This window comes from Pseudoduganella sp. RAF53_2 (assembly GCF_052113985.1).
Classification (GTDB): Bacteria; Pseudomonadota; Gammaproteobacteria; order Burkholderiales; family Burkholderiaceae_D; genus Rugamonas.
Genome location: NZ_JBFRDW010000411.1, coordinates 1 through 5,435, shown reverse-complemented (window position 1 = coordinate 5,435; position 5,435 = coordinate 1). Strand labels below are relative to the sequence as shown.

Sequence of the window (5,435 nt, the reverse complement as noted above, 5' to 3'; positions counted from 1 at the left end):
GAGTAGCCCAGATATTCCTTGGTGATCTGGAATTCCATCATCAGCGGGGTCTTGTCCATCGCGCCGAACAGCGGATGGAACGGCTCGCGCGGCTGGAAGTCGATGGCGCCATTCTTCACCTGCACGATCACGTTGTCCGCGAATTTGCCGTCCAGTGGTTTGAATTCGCTGTATGCCTGTTTGGCGCGGTCGTCCGGCTTTTCTGCCGCGTAGACGAAAGCGCGCCACATCACGATGCCCTTATGCGGCGCCACTGCGGCGGCCAGCATATTGGCGCCGTCGGCGTGCGTGCGGTGGTAGTCCTGCGGGCCGGGCTGGCCTTCGGAGTTGGCCTTAACCAGGAAGCCGCCGAAGTCGGGGATGGCTTTGTAGATCTCGTCGGCCTTGGCTTTCCACCAGGCGGCGACTTGCGGGTCGAGCGGATCGGCGGTTTGCGTTTGCTTCAGCTCCAGCGGCGTCGAGAAGCGGGCCGACAGATAGACCTTGATGCCGTATGGGCGCAGGACGTCCGCCACCGCGGCGGCCTTGGCGATCCACGGCGCGGTCAGGATCTCTGGCTTGGAGTTCACGTTGTTCAGCACCGTGCCGTTGATGCCCAGCGAGGCGTTGGCGCGGGCGTAGTCGGTATAGCGGGCGTCGGTCACGTCCGGCAGATCCCACCAGTTCCAGATCGATTCGCCGGCGTAGCCGCGTTCGACCGTGCGGTCCAGATTGTCCCAATGGTTCAGCATACGCAGTTGCAACTTGGGCGCGCTTTTTTCATTCAGCGCGTCCAGCGGCTGGCCGAGGCGCGCGGCGCGCAGCCAGGCGAAGGCGCCGTACAGCAGGCCTTGGTCGCTGTTGGCGGCGATGATCGTCGCCTTTTTGCCGCCGTGTTTCGCCGCACGCAGCAGATAGCCCTCGGYGCCCAGCGCATCGAGGTCCGGTGCGGATACACCATCACGCAACGCTGCGTCGCGCGAGGCCAGCACGATTGCGCCATCCGTCTGCGCAGCGCGCGTGTCCGCAGCGCCGCGCGTCGTGACCGCTGGAGTCTTGCCGAGCATGCCCTGCAGGCCGCGCTGCAACTCGCTGACCGCCGCGTTCACGGTCGGCGACGACGCGGTATCGACCACGATGCCGCGCGCTTGAGGAGCGACGCGCGCGGCCGCAGCCTTGTCGAGAGGGTGGTAGCGAAGCCACAAATCGTAGCCATCCTCCGCCGCTGCCCGCCCCTGGCACAGCACTAGCAACAACAAGGGCAACAGCGCCCGCAGCACGAATTTCATGGTGTCTCCGTCTCAAAATTTCTTTKGTTGCGCAATCTTTTTGCTCGCAATCTATGTTAGCGTAACTTCATAACTAAATCCATCAGGAGACACAGATGAACCACACACGTCGCCGTTCCCTGCAGTTGCTGGCGGGGACCGCGGCCATTGCCGCCCTGCCGTCCGTACCGTTCGCGCAGGAAGAAACGCTGAAATCCCTGGCCTCCCGCAAGGGCATGCGCTTCGGGAACGCCCTTGGATACGGCAGCCGGAAGCCAGAATACCTGGCGCTGATGGCCCGCGAATGTGGCGTTATCGTGGCCGAAAATGAAACGAAGTGGCAGTCCGTTCAGCCCCGCCCGGGCGAGTTCCACTTCGACCGTGCCGACGAGATGTTTGCGTGGGCGCGGTCGCAGGGCATGCTGGTGCGGGGGCATACGCTGATCTGGCAGCCGTCGAAGTGGCTGCCGGAATGGGTCAACAAGCACGATTTCGGCGCGTCGCCGACGAAGGAAGCTGAGCGCCTGCTGCGCACACATATTTCCACGGTGTGCGATCACTTCGGGCGCGGTATCTATAGCTGGGACGTGGTGAACGAAGCAGTCGATCCGGATACCGGCGGCATGCGCAGCAATGTGTTCACCGAGCGCCTTGGCGCAGTAGAGCAGATCGACCTGGCCTTCCACGTGGCGCAGGAGCACGCGCCCAGCGCGCAGCTGGTCTACAACGACTACATGCGCTGGGATTCGGGCAGCGCGAAGCATCGTGCGGGCGTGCTTACTCTGCTCCATGCATTGAAGGGGCGCGGCACGCCGATTCAGGCCATAGGTATCCAGAGCCACATCGGTTCCTGGGACAATTCGAAAGACGCATCCAATGAGCTGCGCGAGTGGCGCAAGTTCCTGGACGAGGTGACGGCGATGGGGCTGGATTTGCTGATTACCGAGTTTGACGTGAACGACCGCCGTCTGCCGGCCGATATCGCGACGCGCGATGCCGGCGTGGCGGCGCTGGCGCGCGATTATCTGGATGTGACCTTGAGCTATCCGCGCTTGCGCGATTTCCTGTTGTGGGGAATGTCGGACAATATGAGCTGGCTGCAGGGGTGGGACGAGGCGCCGCGCAAGGACGGGCTGCCAATGCGGCCCTGCCCTTATGACGCTGAGCTCCGCGCCAAGCCGCTACGCGCGGCCATCGCCGATGCACTGCGCACGATGCCGCAGCGCGCCTGACGCGTAGCGCCGCAGCACGGCACGGCGCGGCGGATCAATGATCCGCCCTACACGACTCGATCACTTTGACGCAGTATCATAACCCGCGCCACATGCCCCGATCGCGTTGAGGCGGTGGGTCAATGATCCGCCGTCCATGGCGGGGGCGTAGGGCGGGTCATTGACCCGCCGTTTCCGGCGCGACCGGCGTCACAAACGGGGGCTCTCCTGTGGGCCGAGGTAACTTGGCCGCAGGCCACCCGCGTCGATGACCAGCTTTTGCAGCACCAATCCCGGGTCCACGGTCCAGAACTTCAGCACGTGCTTGCCCGGCGCCGTAATCGTGTGCTTGGTCTGGAACACGACCGCACCGTCAGACACCGACTTTTCCCAGAACTTCTGCGACTCGTCCGCATGCACGTTCACGATCTGCGGCGCCTCGTCGTCGATCGACACGGCATAGCGCAGTCCAGTACCAGGCTGGAATTTCAGCGTCGGCGCCAGCGTGGTATGCACGGTAACTGGGCCTGCCTTCTCCAGCTTCACATCGTATTCCAGGTGCATGCTGCCGCCGCCCGGCGTCACCGCAGGCGCCAGCACCGGCATCGCGGCCACCGCTGAGAGCGTGCGGCCATGGTCCGGAATCGTCAGCCAGTTGCGGCCTTCCGGCGCGATGGCGCGCGCGTAGTGTTCGGCCTCCATCGACACTACTCCGCCGGTTTCCACAAACCCATGCAGGGCGGACGCACTATGTGCCGCATCGGCGTGGCGGATCGGCACGTGCACCGGCATCCTCTGACCATCCGGCCCGGATATGGTCAGCGTCGCGCTGGTCGCACCGGCCGGCACATCGGCCCATCGCACATCAACGATAATGCGCTGTTCCGCGTCTACCGTGCCGGACGTCTTGCTGAGCACAACCCACGGCTGATCCGACTTCACGCTGAACGCAAACGGCTTTTGCCCGCGATTGAACACATCAAAGAAGCGCGCCTTACGCTCATAGCCATCCAGCGCCGGAACCGTCAGCTCATTGACTTGCCAGCGCGGCCACGCATATTCGTTGCCTTCCACCGCCACGCCCATATCGGCATTCTTCAGCAGACGCACTTCCGATACCGGCGGCATGACGTTGACGGTCGGCTGATTCCAGTAGGTATAGCCCAGGTGGGTCTGCGCCATGAAGTGATTCCACTTGCCGCCGCCCAGCGCGTGATACTGCGCGACCAGCGCCTCATCCTGCGCAAACAACTCGCGCGCACGCGCTGCCAGCGCATTGGTCGATGCGCGGCCTTGCACGGCGTACAGCTTGTTGCGCCCCGATGTGGCGTACAACTCGTTCACCACCGCGCCAGCTTTCACCGGATACAACACCAGCTGGAAGAACGCATCCTTTTGCGATGCAGGTAGCGTGACATACAGTTTCTCGGCACGGGCAGCCAGCGCTTTGTATTCAGCGACCACGCGCTCGGACTCGTCGTAGGTCACCAGGCTGTACGTCTCAGGTTCAAGCTGCTCCGGCTTGCGACGGCCGTTGTACTTGACGTACTTCGCCACCAGATCGGCGATTTCGTCGGCGTGCTGTGCGCCGAATTCGCGCATTGCCCACAGCTTCAGATATTCCGGCAGGCGCTCGGCAGGCCACGCGGAGGGATTCCATGCATAGGACAGGAAGAACTCGATCGGTACTTCCATCGGTTTCAGATCGCCCACGTTGACGATCCACATGCGGTCCGCCTTGTACTGCCAGGCCAGGTGCATCTGCTCCCAGATCTTGGGCAGCGGGGTGACGTTCAGCCATTTATAGGAACGCGGGCCGCCCACGTAATCGAAGTGGTAGTACACGCCCGCGCCACCAGGACGCTTGCGCTCTTCGGCCGTCGGCAGGCGGCGGATATTGCCCCAGTTATCGTCGCACCATAGCAGCAGCACGTCGTCCGGCACGCGCATGCCCTTCTCGTAGTATTCCTGGACCTCCTTGTACAGCGCCCACATTTGCGTCACGCCAGGCGATAGCATCGCGCGCTGGTCGGCGACGATTTTCTGTAGCAGCGCGACGTTCGATTCTTCGGACATCGGCTCGTCACCGTCGCCGCGCATGCCGATGGTCACGACTTTCTCGTAGTCCTTGCGGCTGTCGACGGCCTTCTTCCAGTAGTCCTTCAGCACGGCTTCATTGCGGTTGTAGTCCCAGGGGCCGCCGCCGTGGCGCGCCCATTCGCGCTGGGCGCGCGTCATTGGCTCGTGGTGGGAAGTGCCCATGACGACGCCGTATTCGTCGGCCAGTTTGCCGTTCAGGGGATCATCGTCGTAGAAGGCTGCGTCCCACATGGCGGGCCACAGGTAATTGCCGCGCAGGCGCAAGATCAGCTCGAATACCTTTTCGTAGAAGCCGTGCTTGTATCCACCGTATTTTTCCTTCACCCAGCCGGTCAGCGATGGGGCCTCATCGTTCAGGAAGATGCCGCGGTATTGCACGACCGGCGCGTCRCTGATGGCCTGTGCGGCGGCGGCGTACAGCGACTTGCTTTGTTTGACTGGCACGTCCGCCCACCAGTACCAGGGCGAGACGCCGATCTGCTCGGAGATTTCATAGATGCCGTAGATGGTGCCGCGCTTGTCGGCGCCTGCAATCACCAGGGCGCGGTCAACGCCCGGCATCGGGTTCGCTACCGTTTGCACCTGCCAGCCTTCCCATTTGCCTTTGATGGACGTGACATCCAGCTTGCCCGCTGCAACCAGCTTGTCGATCAGTGCGCTCTTGCCCAGTGTGCCGATGATGACCACGTCGCGTCCCTTCGGCGCCGCGTGTTCCAGCGCAGGCCGCGTGCCGGTCACGCGCTGAATGTCGCCCTGCAGGCTGGATGCAGCACGCAGCACACCCGCGTAGTCGGCGTCATCAACGAACAGCGTCGCGGTGCGGCCATTCTCGGCCAGCGTGAAGCTCGTAGCCGCAGGACGCTCAGCGCTGACGAAA

General features: G+C 63.3%; 3 protein-coding genes. 1 reads left to right on the top strand and 2 read right to left on the bottom strand.

Annotation, left to right across the window (positions count from 1 at the left end; genetic code table 11):
- On the bottom strand, positions 1-1,268 hold a 1,268-nt coding region (locus AB4Z11_RS21520; RefSeq protein ID WP_442027561.1), incomplete at its 3' end, for an alpha-glucuronidase family glycosyl hydrolase.
- A 95-nt stretch (positions 1,269-1,363) separates the two neighbouring features.
- Between AB4Z11_RS21520 and AB4Z11_RS21515 the strand changes: the two genes are divergently transcribed.
- Positions 1,364-2,479 carry an endo-1,4-beta-xylanase gene (locus AB4Z11_RS21515; RefSeq protein ID WP_442027560.1) on the top strand — a complete coding sequence of 372 codons (1,116 nt, stop codon included), beginning with the start codon at positions 1,364-1,366 and terminating at the stop codon, positions 2,477-2,479.
- A gap of 189 nt (positions 2,480-2,668) precedes the next feature.
- On the opposite strand, the gene AB4Z11_RS21510 is transcribed toward AB4Z11_RS21515, so the two are convergent.
- A partial coding sequence (locus AB4Z11_RS21510; RefSeq protein WP_442027559.1) for a glycosyl hydrolase 115 family protein occupies positions 2,669-5,435 on the bottom strand: 2,767 nt, incomplete at its 5' end.